Origin of the sequence: Streptomyces triticagri (genome assembly GCF_003429565.1) — a bacterium.
GTDB classification, from domain to species: domain Bacteria; phylum Actinomycetota; class Actinomycetes; order Streptomycetales; family Streptomycetaceae; genus Streptomyces; species Streptomyces triticagri.
This window is the reverse complement of sequence record NZ_QUAK01000120.1, coordinates 179,232-205,763: the sequence shown is the minus strand read 5'-3', so window position 1 is coordinate 205,763 and position 26,532 is coordinate 179,232. Positions and strand designations below refer to the sequence as shown.

The following is a 26,532-nucleotide window of genomic DNA, read 5'->3' as shown; positions in this document are numbered from 1 at the left end:
CGGGGCTGCGGCCAGGCCGGTGCCCGAGCTGCCGCCGGCGCCGGCCGGCGCCGACCAGCCGGCTGCGCGGGCGTCCGAGGAGTCCGTGGAGGCGCGGGCCGCGGCCGCCGCGGAGGCGGACGCCGAGACGCTCTTCCGCGAGCGCCGCAGGGCGGCGCAGTCGCCGGAGAAGCGGACCGCGCCGGCCGCAGCGCAGCCCGAGGGGCAGGAGCAGTGGTCGACGGACGGCCAGGAAGTCCCGCAGCAGAGGCGGACATTCCACTTCAACGGCGAGAAGGTGCTGATCGTCGACGACGACATCCGGAACGTCTTCGCGCTCACCAGCGTCCTGGAGACGCATGGCCTTTCGGTGCTCTACGCCGAGAACGGCCGGGAGGGCATCGAAGTGCTCGAGCAGCACGACGATCTGACCCTGGTCCTGATGGACATCATGATGCCGGAGATGGACGGGTATGCGACGACGACGGCGATCCGCCGCATGCCGCAGTTCGCCGGACTGCCGATCATCGCCCTGACGGCGAAGGCGATGAAGGGCGACCGGGAGAAGGCCCTGGACTCGGGTGCTTCCGACTACGTCACGAAGCCGGTCGACCCGGATCATCTACTGTCGGTGATGGAGCAATGGATGCACGGAGAATGACGGATTCGCGCCCGATCCGCGATTGATTGCTGACTGAACGTGTCGAGTACCGCATGGAAGTGCGGTATTCGGGGAACCTTCTGGTCTCCCACGACGTTTCTGCTACGTGCACAGTGACATCACGGTGACAGGGTGTGGCGACAGGCGGGGTACGGCTACCATGACCGGCACGAGGACGGGCGGCGCCAAATTGTCGTCCCCTGGGGCGGCGACCGGTGCTCTGCCGGGGCGAGGAGGACGGGCCATGGTGCAGAAGGCCAAGATCCTCCTGGTCGATGACCGGCCGGAGAATCTGCTTGCGCTGGAGGCCATCCTCTCGGCGCTCGATCAGACCCTGGTGCGGGCATCGTCCGGGGAGGAAGCGCTCAAAGCACTACTCACGGACGACTTCGCGGTCATCCTGCTGGACGTACAGATGCCCGGCATGGACGGCTTCGAGACGGCCGCACACATCAAGCGCCGCGAGCGCACCCGGGACATCCCGATCATCTTCCTGACGGCGATCAACCACGGCCCGCACCACACCTTCCGCGGGTACGCGGCGGGCGCGGTGGACTACATCTCGAAGCCGTTCGACCCCTGGGTGCTGCGCGCCAAGGTGTCCGTGTTCGTCGAGTTGTACATGAAGAACTGCCAACTGCGGGAGCAGGCGGCCCTGCTGCGCCTCCAGCTCGACGGAGTGGACCGCGCCGCCGACGAGCCCAGCGGGCCCGACGGACTCCTCGCGGAGCTCTCTGCGCGCCTGGCGGCTGTGGAGGAGCAGGCCGAGGCGCTCTCCAAGCAGTTGGACGACGACTCCGCGGATGCTTCCGCCGTCGCCACCGCTGCGCATCTGGAGCGCAAACTCACCGGTCTGCGCAGGGCACTTGACGCCCTCGAGCCCGGGACCGGCAGCGGGACCGCGTCACTTCCCTCGCAGAGCTGAGCGGTTGAAGCGACGTCAGTTCCGAGCCTCAACCACCGCGACACGAACGGGTGAAGCAGTAGGCACACGTGTCCGCGGTGGCCTCCACCGGTAACCTCACCCCCATGGCCTCACGTCCGACCGCAGCCAAGAAGGCGCCCGCCAAGAAGGCGGCCGCCGCCAAGAAGGCTCCGGCCAAGAAGGCCCCGGCGAAAAAGGCGCCGGCGAAGAAGGCCCCTGCCAAGAAGGCGGCGGCCAAGAAGCCCGCGCCCAAGCCCGCACCCAATCCCACCGGTGGTGTCTACCGCTTCGCCCGCGCCTGCTGGCTCGGCATCGCCCACACCGTCGGCGCGCTGTTCCGCGGCATAGGGCGCGGCGCCAAGGGACTCGACCCGGCCCACCGCAAGGACGGTCTGGCCCTCCTGCTGCTCGGCCTGGCCCTGGTCGTCGCGGCCGGTACGTGGTCCCACCTGCGCGGCCCGGTCGGCGACCTCGTCGAAATACTGGTCACCGGTGCCTTCGGACGGCTCGACCTGCTCGTACCGCTGCTGCTCGGGACCGTCGCCGTACGCCTCATCCGGCATCCGGAGAAGCCCGAGGCCAACGGGCGGATCGTGATCGGCCTCTCCGCACTCGTCATCGGTGTGCTCGGACTGGTGCACATGGCGTGCGGATCGCCCGGTCGCAGCGCGGGCACCGAGGCCATAAGGGATGCCGGCGGTCTCATCGGCTGGGGCGCCTCGCGGCCGCTGATCTTCACCATGGGCGAGGTGCTCGCCGTACCGCTGCTCGTGCTGCTCACCCTCTTCGGGCTGCTCGTCGTCACCGCGACCCCGGTGAACGCCATTCCGCAGCGGCTCCGGCTCGTCGGCGAGAAGCTCGGTGTCGTACAGCCCGCCGAGGCCGACGACGCGACGTACGACGACGAACGCTACGAGGAGCAGTGGCGCGAGGCGCTGCCCACGAGTTCACGCCGCCGGCCCGCCGAAGCGGATGCGTACGACCCGGACCAGGCCGAGGAGGCGGCGCTCACCAAGCGCCGCAGGCCGCGCAGGAGTGCCGCACAGCCCCCCGTCGACCGGCCGATGGACGCGGTCGATGTGGCGGCCGCGGCGGCTGCCGCGCTCGACGGTGCCGTGATGCACGGAATGCCGCCGTCTCCGATCGTCGCGGACCTCACCCAGGGCGTCGGCGTCGAACGGTCCGAGCCCGAGCAGACACCGGTGCCGTCCGCGCGGGCCGGCGAGCCCGCCGAGGGCGGCGACCGCGATGCGGTGCCCGACCTGACCAAGGCCTCCCAGGAGGCGCCGCGGGACCTGCCGCCGCGCGCGGAACAGCTGCAGCTCTCGGGTGACATCACCTACTCGCTGCCCTCCCTCGACCTGTTGGAGCGCGGCGGCCCGGGCAAGGCGCGCAGCGCCGCGAACGACGCGGTGGTCGCGTCGCTCAGCAATGTGTTCACCGAGTTCAAGGTGGACGCGGCCGTCACCGGCTTCACCCGCGGTCCGACGGTGACCCGCTACGAGGTCGAACTCGGGCCCGCGGTGAAGGTCGAGCGGATCACGGCGCTCACCAAGAACATCGCCTACGCGGTCGCCAGCCCCGACGTCCGGATCATCAGTCCCATCCCCGGCAAGTCCGCCGTCGGCATCGAGATCCCCAACACCGACCGCGAGATGGTCAACCTCGGTGACGTGCTGCGCCTCGCGGCTGCCGCCGAGGACGAGCACCCGATGCTGGTCGGCCTCGGCAAGGACGTCGAGGGCGGCTATGTGATGGCCAATCTGGCGAAGATGCCGCACGTCCTGGTGGCCGGCGCCACCGGCTCCGGCAAGTCGTCCTGCATCAACTGCCTCATCACCTCGGTCATGATGCGGGCCACCCCGGAGGACGTACGACTCGTCCTGGTCGACCCCAAGCGGGTGGAGCTCACCGCGTACGAGGGCATCCCGCACCTGATCACGCCGATCATCACCAACCCGAAGCGGGCCGCCGAGGCGCTGCAGTGGGTGGTGCGCGAGATGGACCTGCGCTACGACGACCTGGCGGCCTACGGCTACCGGCACATCGACGACTTCAACGAGGCCGTGCGCAACGGCAAGGCGCAGGCCCCCGAGGGCAGCGAGCGCGAGCTGCAGCCCTACCCGTACCTCCTGGTCATCGTGGACGAGCTCGCCGACCTGATGATGGTCGCGCCGCGGGACGTCGAGGACGCGATCGTGCGGATCACGCAGCTGGCCCGCGCGGCCGGCATCCACCTGGTCCTCGCGACGCAGCGTCCGTCCGTCGACGTCGTCACCGGCCTGATCAAGGCGAACGTGCCCTCGCGGCTCGCCTTCGCGACCTCCTCGCTCGCGGACAGCCGGGTCATCCTCGACCAGCCGGGTGCCGAGAAGCTGATCGGCAAGGGCGACGGCCTCTATCTGCCGATGGGGGCGAACAAGCCGACCCGTATGCAGGGCGCCTTCGTCACCGAGGACGAGGTGGCGGCCGTCGTCGAGCACTGCAAGGCACAGATGGCGCCGGTCTTCCGGGACGACGTCACCGTCGGCACCAAGCAGAAGAAGGAGATCGACGAGGACATCGGCGACGACCTCGATCTGCTGTGCCAGGCCGCTGAGCTGGTGGTCTCCACACAGTTCGGCTCCACATCGATGCTGCAGCGCAAACTGCGGGTGGGCTTCGCGAAGGCGGGCCGCCTGATGGACCTGATGGAGTCGCGCAACATCGTCGGCCCGAGCGAAGGGTCCAAGGCGCGGGACGTCCTGATCAAGCCCGACGAACTCGATGGAGTGCTCGCGGTCATCCGCGGGGAGGCTACCTCCTAGAGGTTCCACAAGGACCTCTGACAACTCAGGCTTCCCGTCTTCCCGAAAGAAAACTGGAAGCAACCGTTTCCCCCTCGCACACGTCAAGTTGGACAGGGGGGTGCGACGATGGCGCGGCAGCGTCCGGACGGGCCATTCCGATGGCGTACAAACTGCGTCCGCCCGGTTGCCCCACCCTTTCGTCGCCCCCCTAGACTGAACCTCCAGCAGGTGGCTACACGCTCGAAAGGCGCCCCCGTGTCCATCGGCAACTCCCCTGAAGACGACCGCCCTTCGCCCGACGACCGCCCTTCGCCGTACGACGACGAGGAGTTCGAGTCGGTCGGCAGCGTGCTCAAGCAGGCGCGTGTCGCTGCCGGCATGACCGTCGAAGAAGTCAGTTCCGAGACCCGGGTGCGCGTCTCGATCGTGCACGCGATCGAGAAGGACGACTTCTCCCGATGTGGTGGCGACGTGTACGCCCGCGGCCACATCCGTACCATCGCGCGCGCCGTGGGCACGGATCCGGCGCCGCTCCTCGAGCGGTACGACGGTGAGCACGGCGGCCGTCCGGAGCCGACCGCCGCCGCGCCGCTGTTCGAGGCCGAGCGCATCCGTCCCGAGCCCCGACGGCCCAACTGGACCGTGGCCATGGTCGCGGCGATCGTCGTCGTGATCGGTTTCGTCGGATTCACGCTGTTCAACGGCGGTGAAAGCGGCTCCGGATCGAAGGACCCGGTCGCCGAGGGCACCCCGACGTCCGGCAAGCCCGCCCCGAAGCCCACTCCGAGCAAGCCCGCCGACCCCAAGCCGGACCCCGCGGACAGCGCCATCGCGGGCGCACCGAAGGACAAGGTCACCGTCATGGTGAGCGCCCCCGAGGGCCGCAGCTGGATCTCGGCCAAGGACCACAACGGCCGGCTGCTCTTCGACGGTCTGCTCGAGAAGGGCCAGACCAAGACCTTCACCGACAAGCAGCAGGTCGACCTGGTGCTCGGCGACGCGGGCGCGATCAAGCTGTACGTCAACGGCGAAGAGGTCGAGGACGAGTTCGAGCCCGGGCAGGTGGAGCGCCTCTCGTACACGAAGGGCGACTCCGGCGACGATCCGCAGGTCGGCTGAGACAGAGCATTCCGGGCGGCCCCGGTCCCGCGTCCAGCGGGCCGGGGCTCTCTGCTGCCCTCGCGGCCAGGGGTGTGGCGGGGACGAAGTAGTCTTGACGTCATGCCCGAACGCCGCACCGTCGCCCTTGTCACCCTTGGCTGCGCCCGTAATGAGGTGGACTCGGAGGAGCTCGCAGGCCGCTTGGAGGCGGATGGCTGGGATCTCGTCCAGGACGCCTCCGACGCCGATGTCGCCGTGGTCAACACCTGTGGATTTGTCGACGCAGCCAAGAAGGACTCCGTCGACGCCCTGCTCGAGGCCAATGACCTCAAGTCCGCCACAGGTGAAGGGGGAGCCCGTACCCAGGCGGTGGTCGCGGTCGGCTGCATGGCCGAGCGGTACGGCAAGGAGCTCGCGGAGGCGCTGCCCGAGGCCGACGGTGTGCTCGGCTTCGACGACTACGCCGACATCTCCGACCGGCTCGGCACCATCCTGAGCGGCGGCGTCCACGCGCCGCACACTCCGCGCGACCGCCGCAAGCTGCTGCCGATCAGCCCTGCCGAACGGCAGTCGGCTTCCGAGGTGGCGCTGCCCGGACATGCGCAGGCGCCCGATGACCTGCCCGAGGGGCTCGCGCCCGCGTCGGGCCCCCGGGCACCGCTGCGGCGCCGGATGGGCACCTCGCCGGTGGCTTCGGTGAAGCTCGCCTCCGGCTGCGACCGGCGCTGCTCGTTCTGCGCCATTCCGTCGTTCCGCGGCTCCTTCATCTCGCGCCGGCCGAGCGATGTGCTGCAGGAGACCCGCTGGCTCGCCGAGCAGGGCGTCAAGGAGGTCATGCTCGTCTCCGAGAACAACACCTCGTACGGCAAGGACCTCGGGGACATCAGGCTGCTCGAGACGCTGCTTCCGGAGCTCGCGTCCGTCGACGGCATCGAGCGGGTGCGGGTCAGCTATCTGCAGCCGGCCGAGATGCGCCCCGGTCTGATCGACGTGCTGACCTCGACCGAGAAGGTCGCTCCGTACTTCGACCTGTCGTTCCAGCACTCGGCGCCCGGTGTGCTGCGTGCGATGCGGCGCTTCGGTGACACCGACCGGTTCCTGGGCCTGCTCGAGCAGATCAGGGCCAAGGCTCCGCAGGCCGGCGCCCGCTCCAACTTCATCGTCGGGTTCCCCGGTGAGACCGAGGAGGACGTCGCGGAGCTGGAGCGCTTCCTGAACGGCGCACGCCTGGACGCGATCGGAGTCTTCGGGTACTCGGACGAGGACGGCACCGAGGCCGCCACGTACGAGAACAAGCTGGACGAGGACGTGGTCGCCGAGCGTCTCGCGCGCGTCTCGCAGCTCGCGGAGGAGCTGACGGCGCAGCGGGCCGACGAGCGGATGGGCGAGACCCTGCAGGTCCTGGTGGAGTCCGTGGGTGACGACGCCGCCGACGGCGCCGCGGTCGGCAGGGCCGCCCATCAGGCGCCCGAGACGGACGGCCAGGTGGTGTTCCGCTCGGACCGGGGCTTGACTGTCGGTCGTATGGTCGAGGCGAAGGTGGTTGCCACCGAGGGTGTCGACCTTGTCGTGGAGTGTTTCGAGGAGGCGGGCTGATGACCGGAGTCCCGGCATCCGCCGCGGGCGGGACGGGCCGCAAGTCGGCACCGGCGCCCGGCGGCAAACTGGGTGCTGCGGCGGTCAATCAGGCCAGTCTCTGGAACATCGCCAACATCCTGACCATGGTGCGGCTGCTGCTCGTGCCGGGGTTCGTCCTGCTGCTGCTCGCCGACGGCGGTTACGACCCTGCCTGGCGTTCGCTGGCCTGGGCCGCCTTCGCCATCGCCATGATCACGGACCTCTTCGACGGCCATCTGGCCCGGACGTACAACCTGGTCACGGACTTCGGGAAGATCGCCGACCCGATCGCCGACAAGGCGATCATGGGGGCGGCGCTGATCTGTCTGTCCTGGCTGGGCGATCTGCCCTGGTGGGTGACGGGCGTGATCCTCGGCCGCGAGCTGGGCATCACGCTGCTGCGCTTCTGGGTGATCCGGTACGGGGTGATTCCGGCCAGCCGCGGGGGCAAGCTGAAGACGCTGTCGCAGGGCATCGCCGTCGGGATGTACGTGCTTGCGCTGACCGGGCCGCTGGCGTCCATCCGGTTCTGGGTGATGGGCGTGGCCGTGGTGCTGACCGTGGCGACGGGGCTCGACTATGTGCGGCAGGCCGTCGTGCTGCGGCGGCAGGGCAGGGCCGCGGAGAGCGCCGAGTGACGTCGACGGCACCGGACGTCCTGGCGGCCGATGTGCTGCGGCTGCTCGTCGCCCGCGGCGAGACCCTCGGCGTCGCCGAATCCCTCACCGGTGGCCTGGTGGCAGCAGAACTCACCGGGGTGCCCGGTGCCTCGCAGGTGTTCGTGGGATCCGTCACGGCGTATGCGACCCGGGTCAAGCGCGATCTCCTCGGAGTGGACGCGGCTCTCCTCGCGGAGCGCGGTGCGGTGGATCCCGAGGTGGCGCTGCAGATGGCGCAGGGCGCGCGCCGGGCGCTCGGGACCGACTGGGGCATCGCCACCACGGGAGTCGCGGGCCCCGACCCGCAGGACGGCCATGAGGTCGGCACGGTCTGCGTGGCGGTGACGGGTCCGGCGTACGCCGGTGCATCGCCTGCTGCCGGGCCGTACGTTGCGCCGGGGTGTCCGGGGGATGGGAAAGTGGTTGCTCTGCGGTTGAACGGCGACCGTGCGGAAATCCGTAGGGAGAGTGCACGGAGCGTGCTCGGACTGCTCGCGGATCAACTGCACGGAAATGCGCGGGCACAGGATACGGAACAGAACGGGGAGTCTTGATGTTTGCAGCCCTGAGTGAACACGACATCGCTCCCCGCACGGCCGCCGCGCGAGGCGGTACGGTGGGGCGTGAAGGATGCGGTTACACGGTCCGAGGAGGGAGCCACCGATGATTCTGCTCCGTCGCCTGCTGGGTGACGTGCTGCGTCGGCAGCGCCAGCGCCAGGGCCGTACTCTGCGCGAAGTCTCCTCCTCCGCCCGAGTCTCGCTCGGTTATCTCTCCGAGGTGGAGCGGGGGCAGAAGGAGGCTTCCTCCGAGCTGCTTTCCGCGATCTGCGACGCGCTTGACGTACGGATGTCCGAGCTCATGCGCGAGGTCAGCGACGAGCTCTCGCTCGCCGAGCTGGCCCAGTCCGCCGCGGCCGATCCGGTGCGGGAACCGGTTGCTGCCGGGGTACGCCCGATGCTCAATTCGGTATCGGTCACCGGCGTACCGCCCGAACGCGTCACGATCAAGGCCCCGGCCGAAGCGGTGGATGTCGTGGCGGCCTGACGCCGCGGCGATCACCGGCAAGCTTGCCGAGCCCCGACCGGGATTGTCCGGTCGGGGCTCGTTGCTGTCTGCGGGCAGGCGCCGACTGTCCGTGTCTGGTCGTACGTGCCATGGTTGATGCAGATATGTGCCTTCTCGGGGACTTTCGGAGCTCGGGGCTTGCGCAGGAGGACATGCATGAACGTGGTGAAGAGCCCGCTGACCGATGCCGATCTGAAGACGGTGTCCGAGGCGCTGCAAGGAGCCCTGGTCGATCTCATCGATCTGTCGCTCGTGGCCAAGCAGGTCCACTGGAACGTGGTGGGTCCGCGCTTCCGCTCCGTGCATCTGCAGCTCGACGAGGTCGTGGACACGGCGCGGCTGCACTCCGACACGGTGGCGGAGCGGACCTCCGCTCTCGGGGTGCCACCGGACGGCAGGGCCGGGACGGTGGCGGCGAGCAGTGGGATCGGGGCCGTTCAGGACGGCTGGATCAAGGACCGGGATGCGGTGGGTGCGCTGGTCGATGCGCTGGGTGCGGTGATCACGAGGATGCGGGAGCGGGTGGTGGCGACGGGTGATCCCGATCCGGTGAGCCAGGACATCTTCATCGGCATCACGGCGGATCTCGAGAAGCACCACTGGATGTTCCAGGCGGAGAACAGCTGACGCGCTCCGCGCCGGCGAGGGCTTCGGGCCGGGAGCGGGCGCCGGTCGGCTCTGGGGTGCGCGGGCCGTGTCGCGTGCGCCGGGGCGGTGTGTGTGCGCCTGTGCGCTCCGCCGGGCGGTGCTCGTCGGCGGTCCGCCGGGGTAGACCGTCACTCCGGGGCGGGCCGTGAGGTCCGGCGTCGGCCCGAGGAGGCGGCTCATGGCGGGACGCGGTGCGCGGTGGCGGGTGTGCCGTGTGCTGGGGGCGGTCGCCCTCGGCCTGGTGTGGTGGTGGTCCGTGCTGCGGGTGGTGCTCGTGCCGGAGTCCGCTGGGGTGGTCGAAGGAGCTGTGGCGGCCGGGGGGTGGGGGCTGAGCCTGCTGCCGGTGCACTGTGTGCCGCGTGAGCGGGCGGCGGGGGTAGTGGTGCGGGGGTGGTGGAGGAGTTCCGGTGCCGGGGTGGGTTACGGCGGGAAGTCGTGCGGGGTGATGGGGCGCGGAGTGTTTCGCGGGTCGATGCCGGCGGGTGAGGCGATATCGGGTGCGGAGAAGGCGCGGATGTCCCGGTGGCGGCGTGCGGTCACCAGGGCATGGCGACGCCGCCGTTGGGGCGGACGATCTGGCCCGTCGTGAACGACGAGGCGTCCGAGGCGAGATGCAGCACCGCATGGGCGACGTCCTCGGCCTCGCCGACCCGGCCGAGCGGGGAGAGCTTGGTGAGCTGCCGTTCCGTCTGCGCCTGGGCCTCGGCGTCGTGCCGGTCGGTCATCGGGGTGCGGATCCAGCCGGGCGCCACCGCGTTGACACGGATCCCGTACCGTCCGACCTCGGTGGCGAGGGTCTTGGTCAGCTGGACGACCGCGGCCTTCGATGCGCCGTAGCAGAGCAGTCCCGGGCCGCCGGTGTCGACGGCGCCGGAGGCCATGGTGACGATGCTGCCCCGGCGGCCCGCGGCGATCATCGAGCGGGCGGCCTCCTGGCAGGCGTGCAGGACGCCCTTGAAGTTGACGGCCAGGACGCGGTCCAGGTCGGCGTCCGTGGTCTCCAGGACGGGGCTGCTGTGCATGATGCCGGCGACCGCGGCCAGCACACTCAGCCCTTCGGCCCGGTCCATCGCGGCGCGGAGCTGCTCGCGGTCGGTGACGTCCAGGGTGTGGGTGTGCACGGTGGCGCCGGTCGGCTCGACGGCGGTCGCCGTGTCGCGCAGGCCGTCGGGGTCGCGGTCCACGCAGTGCACGGTGGCGCCGGCTTCCGCGAGCAGGATCGCGGTGGCGCGTCCGATGCCGCTCGCCGCGCCGGTGACGAACGCGGTGCGGCCGGTGAGGTCGTACGCCTTGACGGGCATGGTCGGACCGTACGAGGTTTTCTGACGGGGCGTCAATTGGTGCGTCGGGTCGTTCCGGAGGCCGTTCCCGGAGTCGGGCCGTTCGGGGCCGGGCCCGACTGGCAGCGGGGGCACCAGTACGTGGGGCGGTCGCGGCTGCCGTCGCCCTGTTGCGCCGAGCGTACGGGCGTGCCGCAGCGCAGGCAGGGGCGCGGTGCCCTGCCGTACACGTACAGCAGCTGGTCGCGGCGGCCGGTGGTGGAGCGTGCGGGGCGGTCGCGGTTGGCTTCGAGGAGGCGCTTGGCGGCGGTGAGCAGTCGGTGCGGGACCGTGGCGGGGAGTTCTCCGACCGGCAGCCAGGGGGTGGCGGCTGCCATGAAGCACAGTTCCGACTTGTAGATGTTGCCGATTCCCGCCAGGTTCCGCTGGTCGAGGAGGGCCTCGCCGAGGGGGCGGTCGGGGGCGTGCAGGAGGTTCCGCAGGGCCAGGTCCGGGTCCCAGTCGGGGCCGAGGAGGTCCGGGCCGAGGTGGCCGACCACCCGCAGCTCGGAGTCCGTGCGCAGCAGGTCGAGGACCGGCAGCCGGTAGCCGACCGCGGTGTGCTCGGTGGTGCCCAGGATCACGCGGATCTGGTGGCCGGGGCCGCCGCTCCAGCGCTCATGGGCGGCGTACACCTTCCAGGAGCCGTCCATGCGCAGGTGGGAGTGGAGGGTGAGGCCGCCTTCGATACGAGTGAGGAGATGCTTGCCCCGTGGGACCACCTCCAGGACCCTGCGGCCGGTCAGATCGGCCGTGGCGTATCGGGGGACGCGCAGATCGGAGCGGGTCAGGACCTGGTCGGCGAGGGCCGTGTGCAGCCGCTTCGCCGCCTGGTGGACCGTGTCTCCTTCGGGCATGAGTCCATGATGCCGGGGGTGGGGAGCGCGTGCCGTCGGTGTCCCGGGGGACGCCGAGGCCGGCGGGGCTCACGCTTGTATTCGCGGGGCTCACGCCCGTATACGCAGTCCGCGCGGTGTCGCGTGGAAGCCGGCCGACTCCAGGAGAGGGCCGAGCGGAGAATTCAGGGCCGGGGTGTTGTTGATGCGCTGCACCGTGATCGTGCCGAGGGAGCCGGCCGCCGCCGCGCCGGCCAGCGCCTCGGCCGCCGCCTGCAGACGCGGGTCGTCGGGTGTGGCCTCCTCATCGGCGACCGGGGGCCAGGCGAGCAGGGTCTTTCCGCCGCGCTCCATGTACAGGGCCAGCGAGCCGTCCACCAGGACGACGAGCGAGCCCGCCTTGCGGCCGGGTTTGTGGCTTGCTCCGGAGGGCGGCTCCGGCCAGGACAGGGCGGCGCCATAGGCGTTCGCCGGGTCGGCCGCCGCGAGGACGACTGCACCGGGGGCGTCGCGGGTCTCCGCCCGCTCCTGTGCATTCGCCGTCGCGCGCAGACGGTCGACCGCGCCGTCCATCGCGAACTGCGCTGCTCCGAGCCCCTCCACCACATAGCCCCGGCGGGCCTGGCCGCTGTCCTCGAACGCCGACAGGACACGGTACGCCGCCGCGAATCCGCCCTCGATGCCCTCCGCCGCCACCGCACCGCGGGTGACCACGCCATGCCGGTCGAGCAGCGTGCGGGCCAGCGCGTGGGCCCGCACGGTGGCGTCCGGATCGCGGGCAGGGAGCAGCGACCAGCGACCCGCCACGGTGGGCGGACCGCTGCGCGTGGTCGGTCGGGCGCCGGACAGTGCTCCGTAACGCCCGCGCGGGACGCTCCGCTTCGCGCGGTGTGCCGTCGAGCCCGCTGTGCGGCCGGAACCGAGGAGTGAGCGCAGCGGAGCGAGCGTGTCATTGGTCAGGCGGCCGGACCAGGCCAGCTCCCAGATGGCGTCGGCCAGTTGGGGATCCGATACGTCGGGGTGGGTGGTGGCGCGGACCTGGTCGGCGATCTGGCGGAAGAACAGGCCGTAACCGCCGGAGAGGGTGTCGAGGACGGACCGGTGGAGCGCGGTCGGCTCGAGTGGATGCGGCTCCGGCAGCAGCAAGGGGGCGGCATCGGCGAGATACAGCGAGATCCAACCGTCCTTGCCCGGCAGGGAGCCGGCGCCCGCCCATACGATCTCGCCGGTGGTGGTCAACTCGTCGAGGAGCGCGGGCCCGTAGCCGCGGACCCTGGACGGCAGGACCAGCTTCTCGAGGGCGGAGGCGGGCACCGAAGCGCCCTGCAACTGCTCGACGGTGCGTACCAGGCCGTCGATGCCGTGAACCCGCTGGCCGCCCAGATGCTGCCAGTGCGGGAGGAAACCGGCCAGCGCCGTCGGCGGCACCGGCTCCAACTCCTGGCGCAGGGCGGCCAGGGAGCGTCGCCGGAGCCTGCGCAGCACGGTCGCGTCGCACCACTCCTGGCCGCTGCCCGCCGGATGGAACTCGCCCTGGACCACCCGCCCCGCACCGGCGAGCCGCTGCAGCGCGCCCTCGGTGACAGCGGCGCCCAGGCCGAAGCGCGCCGCGGCCGCGGCCGTGGTGAACGGCCCGTGCGTACGCGCGTACCGGGCGAGGAGGTCGCCGAGCGGGTCCTTGACCGGCTCGGTGAAGGCCTCGGGGACGCCCACCGGCAGCGCTGTGCCCAGGGCGTCGCGCAATCGGCCCGCGTCCTCCACCGCGGCCCAGTGCTCACCACCGGCGATCCGGACCTGGATCGCGCGGCGGGTGGCCGCGAGCTCCTCGGCCCACTCCTGCTCCGCGCCCCGCTCGGCCAACTCGACCCCGGTCAGCGGACCGAGCATGCGCAGCAGGTCGGCCACGCCCTCGGCGTCCTTGACCCGGCGGTCCTCGGTGCGCCACTGCAACTCGGCCTCGAGGTCGGTGAGGACCTCCGCGTCGAGCAGTTCGCGCAGCTCCGCCTGGCCGAGCAGCTCTGCCAGCAGTCGGGAGTCGAGGGACAGGGCGGCGGCTCGGCGCTCGGCGAGCGGCGAGTCACCCTCGTACAGGAACTGCGCCACGTAACCGAAGAGCAGGGAGCGCGCGAACGGGGACGCCTGCGGGGTCGTGACCTCCACCAGACGCACCCGGCGGGCCTCGATGTCCCCCATCAGCTCGGTCAGGCCCGGTACGTCGAAGACGTCCTGCAGGCATTCCCTGACCGCTTCCAGGACGATGGGGAAAGACCCGAACTCGCTTGCCACCTGCAGGAGTTGGGCCGCGCGCTGACGCTGCTGCCACAGAGGCGTACGCCGCCCCGGGCTGCGGCGGGGCAGCAGCAGGGCGCGGGCCGCGCACTCGCGGAACCGGGAGGCGAACAGGGCGGAGCCGCCGACCTCGTCGGTGACCGTGCGGTCGACCTCGCCCTTGTCGAGGACGATGTCCGCCGCGCCGACGGGGGCCTGCTCCGCGTCGTACTCGGCGCCGGTCTCGGCCGGGTCCTGGTCGAGCAGGTCCAGGCCCATCAGATCGGCGTCCGGGAGGCGCAGGACCAGGCCGTCGTCGGCGTGCATGACCTGCGCGTCCATCCCGAAGCGCTCGGTGAGCCGAGCGCCGATGGCGAGGGCCCACGGCGCGTGCACCTGGGCGCCGAACGGGGAGTGCACCACGACCCGCCAGTCGCCCAGCTCGTCGCGGAAGCGCTCGACGACGATGGTGCGGTCGTCGGGGATGTGGCCGCAGGCCTCGCGCTGCTCCGTGAGATACCCCAGGACGTTGTCCACCGCCCAGGTGTCCAGGCCCGCGGCGGTCAGGCGCGCCCGGGCAGGTGCGTCGTCCATGCCGCCGAGCTCGCGCAGGAACGCGCCGAGCGCCCGCCCGAGTTCGAGCGGGCGGCCCAGCTGGTCGCCCTTCCAGAACGGCAGCCGGCCCGGCACCCCGGGAGCCGGCGACACCAGGACGCGGTCGCGGGTGATGTCCTCGATCCGCCACGAGCTGGTGCCCAGGGTGAAGACGTCGCCCACGCGCGATTCGTAGACCATCTCCTCGTCCAGCTCGCCGACGCGGCCGCCGCCCTTGCGCGGGTCGGAGCCGGCCAGGAAGACGCCGAACATGCCGCGGTCGGGGATCGTGCCGCCGGAGGTCACGGCCAGGCGCTGCGCTCCGGGCCGCCCGGTGACCGTCCCCGCGACGCGGTCCCACACCACTCGAGGTCTGAGCTCTGCGAAGGCGTCCGACGGATAGCGGCCGGCCAGCATGTCCAGCACGCCGGTGAACGCCGACTCCGGAAGCGAGGCGAACGGGGCCGCACGCCGCGCCACCGCCAGCAGGTCGTCCGCCTGCCAGGTGTCGAGGGCGACCATCGCGACCAGCTGCTGCGCCAGTACGTCGAGCGGATTGGCCGGGACCCGCAGGGCCTCGATGGCGCCGTCCCGCATCCGCTCGGTGACGACGGCCGACTGCACCAGGTCGCCGCGGTACTTCGGGAAGACGACTCCGGTGGAGACGGCGCCGACCTGATGCCCGGCCCGGCCGACCCGCTGCAGACCGGATGCCACCGACGGCGGGGACTCCACCTGGACGACCAGGTCCACCGCGCCCATGTCGATGCCGAGTTCGAGACTGGAGGTGGCCACCACCGCCGGCAGCCGGCCTGCCTTGAGGTCCTCCTCCACCTGGGCGCGCTGCTCCTTGGAGACCGAGCCGTGGTGTGCTCTGGCGAGCACCGGTGGCGCCCCGCGGGCCGCGCCCGACTGGGCCATCACCTCGCTCGGTGCGTGATCCTCGGGCATGGCTTCGCCGGTGGCGCGCTCGTAGGCGATTTCATTCAGCCTGTTGCACAAGCGCTCTGCTACGCGGCGGGAGTTGGCGAAGACGATCGTGGAGCGGTGGGCCTGGACGAGGTCCGCGATCCGCTCCTCGACGTGCGGCCAGATCGAGGGGCGCTCGGCCTGACCGTCGTCCGTCCCTGGGGCGTCGGACGCCGGGGAGCCGCCCAGCTCGCCGAGGTCCTCCACCGGCACCACCACCGAGAGGTCGAACTCCTTCCCGGACGGCGGCTGGACGATCTCCACCCGCCGCCGGGGGGACAGGAAGCGCGCCACCTCGTCCACCGGACGCACCGTCGCCGACAGGCCGATACGGCGGGCCGGGCGGGGCAGCAGCTCGTCGAGCCGCTCCAGGGACAGGGCGAGGTGCGCGCCCCGCTTGGTGCCTGCGACGGCGTGCACCTCGTCGAGGATCACGGTGTCGATGCCGGCGAGGGCCTCGCGGGTGGCCGAAGTGAGCATCAGGAACAGCGACTCGGGCGTCGTGATGAGGATGTCCGGCGGCCGGGAGGCCAGGGCGCGGCGCTCGGCGGCGGGGGTGTCGCCCGAGCGGATGCCGACCTTCACCTCCGGCTCGGGCAGGCCGAGGCGTACCGACTCGTGCTTGATTCCGGTCAGGGGTGAGCGCAGATTGCGCTCGACGTCGACCGCGAGGGCCTTCAGCGGCGAGATGTAGAGCACCCGGCAACGGCTCTTGGGATCGGCGGGCGGCGGGGTGTGGGCGAGCTTGTCGAGCGCGGAGAGGAACGCCGCGAGCGTCTTTCCGGAACCGGTGGGTGCCACGACCAGGACGTCCGAGCCCTCGTCCAGAGCGCGCCAGGCGCCTTCCTGGGCGGCGGTGGGCGCGGAGAAGGCCCCCGCGAACCAGTTGCGCGTCGCGGGGGAGAAGGAATCCAGAGCAGTCCCGGCCATGTCCACCATCGTGCACCGCCCCACTGACAATCGCCCGGACCTGCGAGAATGTGTGGATGGCCGAGCAGGAATGGGCGCGCTACTGGCAGCCCGCACAGCTGCCCGGCGTCGATCTGCTCCGGGCCAGGTACGTGCGTCACACCTTCCCTCGGCACAGCCACGAGGGCTATGTGCTCGCGGCGGTCAGCGGCGGGATCGAGGACGTCGGGATGCCCGGCGGCACCGTGCACGCGGCGCCCGGCAGTGTCGTGATGATCAATCCGGAGGTGCCGCACTCGGCACGGGCCGGGGTGCCGGAGGGCTGGGCGTACTCGACGCTGTATCCGTCGGTCGAGTTCGTCGCCGCGGTCGCCGCGGAGACCACCGGGATACGGGGCACTCCCGGGTTCGCAGAGACGGACGTCACCGATCCGCACGGGGCGCAGTTGATCCGTGACGTGCACCGGGCCGCGGAGGAGGGCAACGCCCTGGCCGCGGACAGCGTCCTGCGCGTGCTGGTCGCCCGGCTCCTTCGACAGCACGGCGCGCCGCTGCCCGCGCGCACCGTGGTCTCCGCCGGCTCGGACCGGGCGGCACGCGCGCGTGCCGCACTCGAGGAGCGCATGGCGCGGCCCCCGTCCCTCGACGAGCTCGCCAAGGAGCTCGGGACCAGCCCGTTCGCCCTGCTGCGCGCCTTCCGCCAGGACTACGGCATGCCACCGCACGCCTGGCTCACCAACGCGCGCGTGCGGCGCGCCCGCCGCCTCCTCGACGCCGGCAGCACTCCGGCCGACGCCGCGACGGCCGTGGGCTTCACCGACCAGCCGCATCTCAACCGGCATTTTCGGCGCATCGTCGGGGTGCCGCCCGGTGCCTACGCGCGTGAGCGCAAGAACGTACAAGACCGGTCGTCCGTCCGGCCCGTAGCGTCGCCGGCGTGGCAGAACAGACAGCATCCGCAGACATCAGGGAAGACGACGGAACCGGTGGATCCGGGACATCGGCGGGAGCCGGGGAGGCGATAGCCGTACCGGAGGCCAAGCCCGATTCCGCGGTCGTCCGGGACGCCCTCGGGGTCGGCATCGCCGTCGGCCTGTCCGGCTTCGCCTTCGGTGTGACATCCGTCGGCAACGGCCTCGACGTGCTGCAGACGTGCGCTCTGAGCCTGTTGGTGTTCACCGGGGCCTCGCAGTTCGCCCTGGTCGGTGCGCTCGCGGGCGGCGGCAATCCGTTGACCGCGGCCGCCGGTGCCTTCTTCCTCGGTGTGCGCAATGCGTTCTACGGACTGCGGTTGTCGCAGTTGTTGGCCCTCCCGCGCGCGGTGCGGCCGTTCGCCGCGCACTGGGTGATCGACGAGACCGCGGCGGTGACGCTCGCCCAGCCGACCCGCCGGGCACGCCGGATCGGGTTCACGGTCACCGGACTCACGCTCTACGTCCTGTGGAACCTGACCACACTGCTCGGCGCGCTGGGTGCCGAGGCCATCGGCGACACCGCGGTGTGGGGCCTGGACGCGGCCGGCCCCGCCACCTTCCTCGCGCTGCTCGCACCCATGCTGCGGACCGGTACGGAGCGTGCCGTGGCGCTGCTCGCGGTGGCACTCGGGCTCGGTCTGCTGCCGGTGCTTCCTGCGGGTGTGCCCGTCCTGGTGGCCGCCCTCGCGGCTCCGGCGGTGCTCTACGCACAGGGGATCAGGGCGCGCCGCGGCCGGACCGCGCAGGAAGCTCACACCACGGAGGACGAACGGTGAACATCTGGCTCGCGATCGCACTGACGGCACTCGGCTGCTACGCGGTCAAACTGCTCGGCCTCCTGGTGCCCGCCGGCGCCCTGGAGCGCCCGGTGGTCCAGCGGATGGCGGCACTGCTGCCGGTGGCGCTGCTCGCCGCGCTCACTGCGCAGCAGACCTTCGGCGAGGAGGCCCACCTGATCCTGGACGCCAAGGCCGCAGGTCTGGCCGCGGCCGGCGTCGCATTCCTGCTGCGGGCACCGTTCCTGGTGATCATCGGGGTGGCGGTCCTCGTCACGGCGGGCGTACGCGCGATGGCCGGCTGATCCACGCGCGCGTGGACGTCGATTCGGGCACGGGGGACGGCCGCCCACCGGAGCCGGTCCGAGGTCAGGCGAGTACCCGCCCGTACGCGCGCAGCGTCAGGAGTGCCTCGATGGTGACGATCGGACGCCACTCCAGGGCAGTGCCGGGGGCCCACTCGCGCCAGTGGATGGGCCAGCCGCCGTCCTCCCGCTGCTCGCCCGCGAGGAAGTCGAGGGACCGCGCCATTTCCGCGTCGGTGAACCAGGATCGGGCGAGCGACTGCGGTACGCGCGCGTAGTCGTGCGGGAAGTGGTGCTCACCGGGCGCGTAGCCCGGCGCCACCGGCCAGTCCTCGCGGCGTCCCGGGTCGAGCACGGCGAGCCGCTGTTCCCTGACGAGGCGGCCGAGGCGCGCGGCGGCCGCCTCGGCCCGGGGACGGTCGGTGGCGCCGTCGAGGAAGGTGACGGCCGCCTGGATCTCGTACGGATGCGTGGTGGCGAGGGCCTCGACGGCCGACCAGCAGAAGTCGGTGGCGCGGAACAGCCAGGCGTGCCATACCTGGCTGCGGTGCAGCACGCCGACCACCGGGCCGGTCGCCAGGAGATCGCTGGGCGGGTCCTCGACGATCGGCACGAACGGCGCCGCTGGATAGCCGCGCTGGCTCGGATGGATCGCCGGCAGCGCACCGTCGGCCGTGGACACGTCGGACAGGTACCGGCAGACACGCTCCACCCGCTGCCCGCCGCAGCGGCCGATGCCGTCGAGCACCCGCAAGGCGTGCGCCGTGTGCAGCGGTTGGCTGACGGGACCGCGCAGATCGGGCTCCAGCGCGTGTCCGTACCCTCCGTCCTCGTTGGCGTACGCGCTCAGGGCGCTCTCCACGCCGTCCGCACCACCGCCGAGAAAGTGATGGGCGAACCGGCGCTGCTCGAGCACCCGCGCGGTGAGCCAGACGAACTGCTCGGCACGGGCGAGGGACGTACGGCGCGCGGGCCCGGGAAGCACCTCTCCACGCGCGCGTGGAGACGTTCCGTATGCCGTGGAATCAGCCATGCACCGAACGTAGGGCGCTGTCCGCTCGCGGCACACGCTTCCGGCTCGGCTGCACTCTCAGGGGCGCGATAATCGAGTCATGCGGTTGACGGTTTTCTGGGAACGGATGGGCGAACACTTCGGCGCGGGCTACGCCGACACCTTCGCGCGTGACCATGTGATGTCCGAACTCGGCGGGCGGACGGTGCACCAGGCACTCGACGCGGGCTGGGAGGCCAAGGACGTGTGGCGTGCCGTCTGCACGGCGATGGGGGTCTCTGCAGAGCATCGCTGACGGGGCCGTGGCGCCTCGCCGACGCAGGCACGGCGGGCCCGGGCGCAGGTACACGCGTGCGGGAGCGCGCTGCTGATGCGCGAGACTTGGCCCGTGGCATCCACTGAAGAGCACGCGCGCGACACCACCCCACCTCCGGCGGAGCCTCCTGCTCCGCCCCCGTCCGGTGGCGCGGAGCGCATGCCGAGGTGGCTCCCGCGCGCGATGGTGCTCGCGCTCGCCCTGATCGCCTGCTTCCAGTTGGGCAGTTGGGCGTTCCACCAGCTGACCGGGCTGTTGATCAACATCCTGATCGCGTTCTTCCTCGCGCTCGCCGTCGAGCCGGCCGTCAGCAGGATGTCCCACCACGGCGTCCGCCGCGGATGGGCCACGGCCATCGTCTTCCTCGGCGTGATCATCGCAAGCGCGGGCTTCGTCACCATGCTCGGCTCGATGCTGGCCGGGCAGATCGTGGACATGGTCGACGAGTTCCCGAAGTACCTCGACTCGGTGATCAACTGGATCAACTCGACGTTCCACACGGAGCTTTCACGCTTCGAACTGCAGGACAGCATCGTGCACTCCGACTGGCTGCAGAAGTACGTCCAGAACAGCGCTGCGGGCGTCCTGGACGTCTCCGCCCAGGTGCTCGGCGGCCTTTTCCAGCTGCTCACCGTCCTGCTGTTCTCGTTCTACTTCGCCGCCGACGGGCCACGGCTGCGCCGGGCCCTGTGCTCGGTGCTGCCGCCCGCGCGGCAGGCGGAGGTGCTGCGGGCCTGGGAGATCGCCGTCGACAAGACCGGCGGGTATCTCTACTCGCGCGGTCTGATGGCCCTCATCTCCGGCGTCGCGCACTACGTCCTCTTCGAGGCCCTCGACATCCCGTACGCGCCGGCGCTCGCGGTGTGGGTCGGCCTGGTGTCCCAGTTCCTGCCCACCATCGGCACCTATCTGGCCGGTGCGCTGCCCATGCTGATCGCCTTCACCGTGGACCCCTGGTACGCGCTGTGGGTGCTGATCTTCGTGGTGGTCTATCAGCAGTTCGAGAACTACATGCTGCAGCCCAAGCTGACGGCGAAGACGGTCGACATCCACCCTGCGGTCGCGTTCGGTTCGGTGATCGCGGGGACCGCCCTCCTGGGCGCTGTCGGCGCCCTGATCGCCATCCCGGCCGTGGCGACCCTGCAGGCGTTCCTGGGGGCGTACGTGCGGCGCTACGACGTCACGGACGACCCTCGGGTGCTCGGCCACCGCAGGGGCGCCCCGATGCTCGACCGGCTCCGCCGCCAGCTGCGTACGCCCAGCGGCTCAGCGCCCGAGGATCCCTAGAGACGCCCTGCGGCTCCGCCCGCTGCGCGAGGTCATGGACGGTCCGCGCCCTGGAGATCTCCCTCCCTGAGGTCCTGGCGCTCGTGCCGTTCCAGCTCGACCTCGGGCAGCAGCCGCCGGAGCCGTTCGGGCAGCCACCACGCGCGCGTGCCCATCAGCTGCATCACCGCGGGGACGATCAGACAGCGGATCACCACGGCATCCAGCAGGATCGCCACGGCCAGGCCGAGGCCGAACTGCTGGAGCATGCGATCGGGGCTGAGGACGAACGCCGCGAACACCACGATCATGATCGCTGCGGCTGCCGTGATGATCCGGCCGGTCGCCGCGAGCCCCTCGCGGACCGCGGCCTGCGCGTCCTTGGTGCGCTCCCACTCCTCGTGGATCCGGGAGAGCAGGAAGACCTCGTAGTCCATCGACAGGCCGAAGACGATCGCGAAGATCATCACGGGGATGAAGGCCTCGATCGGGCCTGGTTCCACCCCGAACCAGCCGTCCTGGAAGACCAGCGTGATCGCCCCGAGCGCCGCCCCGATGCTGACGAGGTTGAGCACCGCCGCCTTGAGCGGGATCAGCACGGAGCGGAACACGACGAGCAGCAGTACGGCCGAGAGCCCCACCACGATCGCGACGAACAGCGGCATCCGATCGCAGACCGTGGACGCGAAGTCCTCGGTGGCGGCCGTGGCGCCGCCCACCAGGAGCGTCGCGCCCGTCCGCTGCTCCAGAGGCGGCAGGGTGCTGCCGCGGAGCCGGTCGACGAGCTGTGCGGTCGCCTCGTCCTGCGGGGCGGACTCGGGGAAGACCAGGAGGGTGGCCACGGAGTCGTCCCGCGACGGCATCGGACCGCTTGTGGCGGCGACGCCAGGGGTGTCGGCCAGAGCTCTGGCCACGGTGGACGCCACCTGCACGCCGGCGCCACCGCTCCCGTCCGGTGCCGCGCCGGCGTCGGCGACCACGAACAGCGGCCCGTTGAATCCGGGCCCGAAGCCGTCCGCGAGCATGTCGTACGCCTGCCGGCTGGTCCTGGTCTCCGCGTCGTTGCCCGCATCCGCGAAGCCGAGCCGCATGTCCAGGGCGGGCGCGGCCAGCGCACCGAGAGCGACCATCGCGAGCACCAGGGCCGTCCACGGGCGCCGCTGCACTCCCGTGGCCCAGCGCCGCCACCTCGCGCCCTCCACCCGCTCAGCCTTCGCTGCACGCGCGGCCACCTGCCGTTGGATGCGCCGTCCCGTCAGGCCGAGCAGGGCCGGCAGCAGCGTCAGCGATGCGGCCATGGTGACCAGCACGGTCAGCGCCACCGCCAGCGCGACGCCCTGCAGCGACCCGAGCCCGAGCACCACGAGACCCATCAGGGCGATGATCACGGTGCAGCCGGCGAAGAAGACCGTGCGGCCGGCGGCGTCGAGTGCGGAGCGCGTCGCCTGCTCGGGTTCGGCGCCCTCGAGGAGCTCGCTCCGGTACCGCGAGAAGATCAGCAGCGCGTAGTCGATGCCGACGCCGAGGCCGACCAGCATCAGGATCGGCGGGGTGAAGTCCGCGACCGTCGCCAGATGCGAGGAGAGCGCGATCAGTCCCACGGATGTACCGACCGCGAACAGCGCGGTGACCACCGGCAGACTCGCGGCCACCAGGGAGCCGAAGAGGAACACCAGGATCACCAGCGCGCCCAGGATGCCCGCGCCCTCGGCGGCACCGCCCTCGCTCTCCTGGGCGGCCCGTGCCGCATCGCCGCCCACCGCGGTGCGCAGCCCGTCACCGGCCGCCGCTTCGACGACGTCGATGATCGTGCGTACGTCGTCCTTCGGGACGCTCTCCGCGGTGCCGTCGAGGCCGACGGTCGCATAGCCGACCGTGCCGTCCCGGGAGACCGCCGCCCGGTCCGCGTACGGGCTGCGCACGTCGAGCACGCCGGGCAGCGGCTCGACCTTCGCGAGCAGCCCGTCCACCCGCTCCCTGACGACGGCACCGCGAATGCCGCCGTCGGCCTGCAGCACGATCTGCACCGAGGCGTCCGCCTGCGCGGCGCCGTGCCTCTCGAGCACGTCCTGAGCCTGCTGCGAATCGGTGCCCGGCAGCGCGAAGTCGTTGTGGTACGCGCTTCCCACGGCCGTGGAGGAGACGGTGGCACCCAGCAGGACGGCCACCCACAAGGCCAGGGCGCGCCATCTGTGCGCGTACGAGAAGGCGGCGAGCCGCGCGAAGACTCCGGCCCGACCGGGCATGGGCGGTGCGGTCCTTGGCATGGGGAAACACTCCGGATGGACAGCCGATGGTGGTGCCGATGCCCAGGGGAGGCGGTCGGGCCCGGGCATCGGTCGGACGGTCAGCGTCCGACTCCGCCCAGGTGTGTGTCGTCGGCCGGCGGATGACAAGGCACGTACCACTGCGGTTGCGGGTGTCCGGGTGGACATACTCCGGGAGTTGTGGTGCACGCGCGCGTAGGACGGCGTTTCGGCCGGTGGATCGCGGTCCACGCGCGCGTGGACCGCCGGCCGGACCAGGGGCGCGATTACGCAGGTCTCAGCCGAGCCACCCCGGGGTGATCATCCCCGACTCGTAGGCGAGGATCACCAGTTGGGCACGGTCCCGCACATCCAGCTTGGTCATGATGCGGCTCACGTGGGTCTTCGCGGTCGCGGGCGAGAGGACGAGCCGCCGGGCGATCTCATCGTTGGACAGGCCCTCGCCGACCAGGCCCATCACCTCGCGCTCACGCTCGGTCAGGGCGTTCAGGCGCGGGCTCGGGTCCGGCTGCCTGCTGCGGCCGGCGAACTCCGCGATCAGCCGACGGGTCACCGCAGGGGCGATCAGCGCGTCGCCTCTGGCCACCACCCGTACGCCGTGCAGCAGTTCCATCGGCTCGGTGTCCTTCACCAGGAAGCCCGAGGCTCCCGCGCGCAGCGCCCCGTACACGTAGTCGTCGACGTCGAACGTGGTCAGGATGACGACCCGGACTCCTTCGAGGCGGTCGTCCCCGGTGATGCGCCGCGTGGCCTCGAGGCCGTCCAGGTCCGGCATCCGGATGTCCATCAGGACGACGTCCGGCCGCAGTTCACGCGCGAGGCGGACGGCCTCATCGCCGTCCGAGGCCTCGCCCACCACCTCGAGGTCGTCCTCGTCGTCCAGGATGGACTTGAAACCGGCCCGCACGAGGCGCTGGTCGTCGGCGAGCAGCACCCGGATCGGTGGGGTCATCGGTGGTCTTCTCCGCTCCGGGCGTCGTGGTCCAGCGGCAGCCGGGCGCTGACCCGAAAGCCCTCGGACGTGTTGTGAGCCGTCAGTTCGCCGCCGAACGCCTTCGCCCGCTCGGCCATCCCGCGGATGCCGCTTCCGTCGCCGCGGTCGTCTTCCTGTCCGCGCCCATTGTCGTCGACGCTCAGCAGCAGGGCGTCGTCGGTGTACGTGAGGGTCACGCGCGCGTGGTCGGCACCGGAGTGCCGCGCCACATTGGTCAGCGACTCCTGCACGATCCGGTACGCGGCCAGGTCGAGCGAGGGCGGCAACGGGTAAGGGGCGCCCACGGTCTCGGTCGACACATCGATCCCGGCGCTCCGCGCGCGGCCGGCGAGCGCCCCGAGCCTGTCAAGACCGGCCGCGGGGGCCGTGGGCGCGGCCTCGTCCGCCCGGCGCAGCATTCCGAGCGTGGCGCGCAGCTCGCGGAGCGCGTCCTTGCTGGTCTCCTTGACCGACTTCAAAGCCTCCTCCGCGGACGCGAGCGCGATCGCGGGATCGGGCTTCTTGCCGATCCGGTGCAGCGCGGCGCTGGACTGCACATTGACCAGCGAGATGCTGTGACCGAGCACGTCGTGCAACTCGTGCGCGATACGCAGCCGTTCCTCGCTCGCGCTCTGCTGGGCGCGGGCCTCCTGTTCCCGCTCGGCCGCGAGAGCGCGCTGCTCCGCCTCGTGCAGGTACTCCGACCGGATGCGCTGCGCGCGCCCGACCGCGACCAGGCTGATCAGCCAGCCGCTCAGCATGGCCAACGAGGTGTCGTCGATCTGCCGGTTGCCCGGGGACTGGGTGAACTCACCGAGGCCGACGGCGAACAGGGTGACGACCGCGAGGAGCACCGCGGCGACGAACCTCCCCTCCGCCGCCACCGAGTAGAGCGCGATCGCGAAGGTGACCAGGAGGGGCCCGTCGTAGGTGCTCATGGGGTAGTACACGGCGCAGGCCAGCAGCGTGAGGGCGGCGACGGCCACGGGCCACCGGCGGCGGAAGTACAGTGCACCGCAGCCCACGACGACCAGCAGCCAGCCGCCCACCGCGCGGGACGCCGATTCGGCTGCGTACCGCGTCATGACCAGGGTCCAGATGATCACGAACGCCGAGACGAGCAGTGTCAGGGCCAGGTCGGCGGCGTGCCCGCTCAGTCGGCGTCCGGCGACGGTGAGGTGGGCCATGCGGTGAAGGATAGGCGGCCGTCCCACAGGGGCCCTGCCGCCGGTCCAGGCGGGTCCGCGGCCGTTGCGGCCGGGTCAGTTCCCCACGCCGAGCCCGGGCATGTACGCGGCCGGATAGCGGTCGCCGCGGGCCGAACCCGCCGGCACCGCCTTCTCGATCTCGGCCAGATCGTCCGCGGAGAGCTCCACCTCGAGGGCGGGCAGCGCCTCGGCGAGCCGCTCGCGGGTCCGGGCGCCGACCAGCGGCACGATGTCCTCGCCCCGGGCGGCGACCCACGCGATGGCCAGCTGGGCGACGGTGCAGCCCTTCGTGGCGGCGACCTCGCGCAGGGCGTCCACGAGGGCGAGATTGTGCTCCACGTTCCCCGGCGCGAAGCGCGGTCCCGCGGCCCGCGAGTCACCGGGGCCGGCCGTGTGCCCGGCCGTCCAGTGGCCCGAGATCAGGCCGCGGCCGAGCACTCCGTACGCGGTCAGTCCGATGCCCAGTTCCCGCAGCGTGGGCAGCACCTCCGCCTCGACGGCGCGGGAGATCAGCGAGTACTCGATCTGCAGATCGGCGATCGGGTGGACGGCGTGCGCCCGGCGGATCGTGGCCGCGTCGACCTCCGAGAGCCCGATGTGCCGCACGTACCCGGCGTCGACCATGTCCTTGATCGCGCCCACGGTCTCCTCGATGGGCACGGCCGGGTCGAGGCGACCGGGGCGGTAGATGTCGATGTGGTCGGTGCCCAGACGGGTCAGCGAGTAGCCCAGGAAGTTCTTCACCGCCTCCGGGCGGCCGTCCGGCCCGGAGGGGCCGCGCCCGGGGCCGGCCAGCATGCCGAACTTGACGCTCAGCCGGTAGCTGTCCCGGTTCCGTCCGCGCAGCGCCTCCGCCAGCAGCAGCTCGTTGTGCCCCATCGCGTAGAAGTCACCCGTGTCGATCAGCGTGACACCGGCCTCCAGGGCGGCATGCACCGTGGCGATGCTCTCGTCGCGATCGGCCTCCCCATAGGCGCCCGACATGCCCATCGCGCCCAGACCGAGGGAGGACACCTCAGGTCCGGTGTCGCCCAGGAGGCGCGTTCCCATGGTCCCTCTCGGTGTGGCCCGTCCTGTCGTCGTTTCCGTCGTC

Annotated in this window: 22 protein-coding genes; 14 read left to right on the top strand and 8 right to left on the bottom strand. The window is 71.5% G+C overall.

From position 1 onward, the window contains the following. The 9 genes from DY218_RS35370 to DY218_RS22795 form a co-directional block, all read left to right on the top strand. The coding region (locus tag DY218_RS35370; protein ID WP_233521807.1) for a response regulator at positions 1 to 640 on the top strand (640 nt) is incomplete at its 5' end. A 244-nt stretch (positions 641 to 884) separates the two neighbouring features. Further along, positions 885 to 1,565, top strand: coding sequence for a response regulator (locus tag DY218_RS22830; protein WP_128557992.1), 681 nt, complete (start codon positions 885 to 887; stop codon positions 1,563 to 1,565). Between the two features lie 104 nt (positions 1,566 to 1,669). Then, a complete protein-coding gene (locus tag DY218_RS22825; RefSeq protein WP_407703673.1) occupies positions 1,670 to 4,372 on the top strand; it encodes a DNA translocase FtsK in 2,703 nt (900 codons plus the stop codon). 237 nt (positions 4,373 to 4,609) lie between these two features. Then, positions 4,610 to 5,473 (top strand): helix-turn-helix domain-containing protein, encoded by an 864-nt coding sequence (locus DY218_RS22820; RefSeq protein WP_233521806.1) that lies wholly within the window; start codon positions 4,610 to 4,612, stop codon positions 5,471 to 5,473. Between the two features lie 102 nt (positions 5,474 to 5,575). Continuing rightward, on the top strand, positions 5,576 to 7,051 hold the full coding sequence (gene rimO / locus DY218_RS22815) for a 30S ribosomal protein S12 methylthiotransferase RimO (protein WP_128557989.1): 1,476 nt from the start codon (positions 5,576 to 5,578) through the stop codon (positions 7,049 to 7,051). Next, positions 7,051 to 7,710 (top strand): CDP-diacylglycerol--glycerol-3-phosphate 3-phosphatidyltransferase, encoded by a 660-nt coding sequence (pgsA, locus tag DY218_RS22810; RefSeq protein ID WP_128557988.1) that lies wholly within the window; start codon positions 7,051 to 7,053, stop codon positions 7,708 to 7,710. The genes rimO and pgsA overlap by 1 nt, the downstream gene beginning before the upstream one ends. After that, positions 7,707 to 8,285: a CinA family protein gene (locus DY218_RS22805; RefSeq protein WP_233521805.1), complete on the top strand. Its 579-nt coding sequence runs from the start codon at positions 7,707 to 7,709 to the stop codon at positions 8,283 to 8,285. The genes pgsA and DY218_RS22805 overlap by 4 nt, the downstream gene beginning before the upstream one ends. A 109-nt stretch (positions 8,286 to 8,394) precedes the next feature. Then, positions 8,395 to 8,778 (top strand): helix-turn-helix domain-containing protein, encoded by a 384-nt coding sequence (locus DY218_RS22800; RefSeq protein ID WP_128557987.1) that lies wholly within the window; start codon positions 8,395 to 8,397, stop codon positions 8,776 to 8,778. Positions 8,779 to 8,955: 177 nt separating this feature from the next. Continuing rightward, positions 8,956 to 9,426: a Dps family protein gene (locus DY218_RS22795; RefSeq protein ID WP_128557986.1), complete on the top strand. Its 471-nt coding sequence runs from the start codon at positions 8,956 to 8,958 to the stop codon at positions 9,424 to 9,426. 557 nt (positions 9,427 to 9,983) lie between these two features. On the opposite strand, the gene DY218_RS22785 is transcribed toward DY218_RS22795, so the two are convergent. From DY218_RS22785 to DY218_RS22775, 3 genes are all read right to left on the bottom strand, one after another. Further along, positions 9,984 to 10,748, bottom strand: a complete 765-nt coding sequence (locus tag DY218_RS22785; protein WP_128557985.1) for an SDR family NAD(P)-dependent oxidoreductase — start codon at positions 10,746 to 10,748, stop codon at positions 9,984 to 9,986. A gap of 32 nt (positions 10,749 to 10,780) precedes the next feature. After that, the gene (locus tag DY218_RS22780; RefSeq protein WP_128557984.1) at positions 10,781 to 11,623 is read right to left on the bottom strand and encodes an Fpg/Nei family DNA glycosylase; all 843 of its coding nucleotides are present in this window, start codon (positions 11,621 to 11,623) and stop codon (positions 10,781 to 10,783) included. A 90-nt stretch (positions 11,624 to 11,713) separates the two neighbouring features. After that, positions 11,714 to 16,363, bottom strand: coding sequence for an ATP-dependent helicase (locus DY218_RS22775; RefSeq protein ID WP_128557983.1), 4,650 nt, complete (start codon positions 16,361 to 16,363; stop codon positions 11,714 to 11,716). A gap of 56 nt (positions 16,364 to 16,419) precedes the next feature. On the opposite strand from DY218_RS22775, the gene DY218_RS22770 reads away from it, so the two are divergent. The 3 genes from DY218_RS22770 to DY218_RS22760 are packed head-to-tail and all read left to right on the top strand — an operon-like array spanning position 16,420 to position 18,397. Further along, positions 16,420 to 17,367, top strand: coding sequence for an AraC family transcriptional regulator (locus tag DY218_RS22770; protein WP_128557982.1), 948 nt, complete (start codon positions 16,420 to 16,422; stop codon positions 17,365 to 17,367). Then, positions 17,280 to 18,092, top strand: a complete 813-nt coding sequence (locus tag DY218_RS22765) for an AzlC family ABC transporter permease (RefSeq protein WP_199566826.1) — start codon at positions 17,280 to 17,282, stop codon at positions 18,090 to 18,092. The genes DY218_RS22770 and DY218_RS22765 overlap by 88 nt, the downstream gene beginning before the upstream one ends. Next, on the top strand, positions 18,089 to 18,397 hold the full coding sequence (locus DY218_RS22760) for an AzlD domain-containing protein (RefSeq protein WP_128557981.1): 309 nt from the start codon (positions 18,089 to 18,091) through the stop codon (positions 18,395 to 18,397). Before DY218_RS22765 ends, DY218_RS22760 begins: the two co-directional genes overlap by 4 nt. A gap of 64 nt (positions 18,398 to 18,461) precedes the next feature. Here DY218_RS22760 and DY218_RS22755 read toward each other — a convergent pair whose 3' ends face one another. Beyond that, a complete protein-coding gene (locus DY218_RS22755; RefSeq protein ID WP_128557980.1) occupies positions 18,462 to 19,430 on the bottom strand; it encodes a hypothetical protein in 969 nt (322 codons plus the stop codon). A 79-nt stretch (positions 19,431 to 19,509) separates the two neighbouring features. On the opposite strand from DY218_RS22755, the gene DY218_RS22750 reads away from it, so the two are divergent. Together DY218_RS22750 and DY218_RS22745 are read left to right on the top strand one after the other, a co-directional pair. Next, positions 19,510 to 19,704 carry a DUF3046 domain-containing protein gene (locus DY218_RS22750; protein WP_128557979.1) on the top strand — a complete coding sequence of 65 codons (195 nt, stop codon included), beginning with the start codon at positions 19,510 to 19,512 and terminating at the stop codon, positions 19,702 to 19,704. Between the two features lie 180 nt (positions 19,705 to 19,884). Further along, positions 19,885 to 21,012 carry an AI-2E family transporter gene (locus tag DY218_RS22745; protein WP_128558003.1) on the top strand — a complete coding sequence of 376 codons (1,128 nt, stop codon included), beginning with the start codon at positions 19,885 to 19,887 and terminating at the stop codon, positions 21,010 to 21,012. Between the two features lie 32 nt (positions 21,013 to 21,044). Here DY218_RS22745 and DY218_RS22740 read toward each other — a convergent pair whose 3' ends face one another. From DY218_RS22740 to DY218_RS22725, 4 genes are all read right to left on the bottom strand, one after another. Beyond that, positions 21,045 to 23,237 (bottom strand): MMPL family transporter, encoded by a 2,193-nt coding sequence (locus tag DY218_RS22740; RefSeq protein ID WP_233521804.1) that lies wholly within the window; start codon positions 23,235 to 23,237, stop codon positions 21,045 to 21,047. Between the two features lie 298 nt (positions 23,238 to 23,535). Continuing rightward, positions 23,536 to 24,210, bottom strand: coding sequence for a response regulator (locus tag DY218_RS22735; protein WP_128557977.1), 675 nt, complete (start codon positions 24,208 to 24,210; stop codon positions 23,536 to 23,538). Further along, on the bottom strand, positions 24,207 to 25,418 hold the full coding sequence (locus DY218_RS22730; protein WP_128557976.1) for a sensor histidine kinase: 1,212 nt from the start codon (positions 25,416 to 25,418) through the stop codon (positions 24,207 to 24,209). Before DY218_RS22730 ends, DY218_RS22735 begins: the two co-directional genes overlap by 4 nt. 75 nt (positions 25,419 to 25,493) lie before the next feature. Next, entirely contained in the window at positions 25,494 to 26,489 is a 996-nt protein-coding gene (locus DY218_RS22725) for an aldo/keto reductase (RefSeq protein ID WP_128557975.1), read from the bottom strand. Positions 26,490 to 26,532: the final 43 nt, after the last annotated feature.

Bases quoted from the DNA above. Each gene is read 5' to 3' on its own strand.
- DY218_RS22830 (WP_128557992.1), top strand. From the start codon at position 885: ATGGTGCAGAAGGCCAAGATCCTCCTGGTCGATGACCGGCCGGAGAAT.
- DY218_RS22825 (WP_407703673.1), top strand. From the start codon at position 1,670: ATGGCCTCACGTCCGACCGCAGCCAAGAAGGCGCCCGCCAAGAAGGCG.
- rimO (WP_128557989.1), top strand. From the start codon at position 5,576: ATGCCCGAACGCCGCACCGTCGCCCTTGTCACCCTTGGCTGCGCCCGT.
- pgsA (WP_128557988.1), top strand. From the start codon at position 7,051: ATGACCGGAGTCCCGGCATCCGCCGCGGGCGGGACGGGCCGCAAGTCG.
- DY218_RS22800 (WP_128557987.1), top strand. From the start codon at position 8,395: ATGATTCTGCTCCGTCGCCTGCTGGGTGACGTGCTGCGTCGGCAGCGC.
- DY218_RS22795 (WP_128557986.1), top strand. From the start codon at position 8,956: ATGAACGTGGTGAAGAGCCCGCTGACCGATGCCGATCTGAAGACGGTG.
- DY218_RS22785 (WP_128557985.1), bottom strand. From the start codon at position 10,748: ATGCCCGTCAAGGCGTACGACCTCACCGGCCGCACCGCGTTCGTCACC.
- DY218_RS22780 (WP_128557984.1), bottom strand. From the start codon at position 11,623: ATGCCCGAAGGAGACACGGTCCACCAGGCGGCGAAGCGGCTGCACACG.
- DY218_RS22775 (WP_128557983.1), bottom strand. From the start codon at position 16,363: ATGGCCGGGACTGCTCTGGATTCCTTCTCCCCCGCGACGCGCAACTGG.
- DY218_RS22770 (WP_128557982.1), top strand. From the start codon at position 16,420: ATGGCCGAGCAGGAATGGGCGCGCTACTGGCAGCCCGCACAGCTGCCC.
- DY218_RS22755 (WP_128557980.1), bottom strand. From the start codon at position 19,430: ATGGCTGATTCCACGGCATACGGAACGTCTCCACGCGCGCGTGGAGAG.
- DY218_RS22750 (WP_128557979.1), top strand. From the start codon at position 19,510: ATGCGGTTGACGGTTTTCTGGGAACGGATGGGCGAACACTTCGGCGCG.
- DY218_RS22745 (WP_128558003.1), top strand. From the start codon at position 19,885: ATGCCGAGGTGGCTCCCGCGCGCGATGGTGCTCGCGCTCGCCCTGATC.
- DY218_RS22740 (WP_233521804.1), bottom strand. From the start codon at position 23,237: ATGCCCGGTCGGGCCGGAGTCTTCGCGCGGCTCGCCGCCTTCTCGTAC.
- DY218_RS22735 (WP_128557977.1), bottom strand. From the start codon at position 24,210: ATGACCCCACCGATCCGGGTGCTGCTCGCCGACGACCAGCGCCTCGTG.
- DY218_RS22730 (WP_128557976.1), bottom strand. From the start codon at position 25,418: ATGGCCCACCTCACCGTCGCCGGACGCCGACTGAGCGGGCACGCCGCC.
- DY218_RS22725 (WP_128557975.1), bottom strand. From the start codon at position 26,489: ATGGGAACGCGCCTCCTGGGCGACACCGGACCTGAGGTGTCCTCCCTC.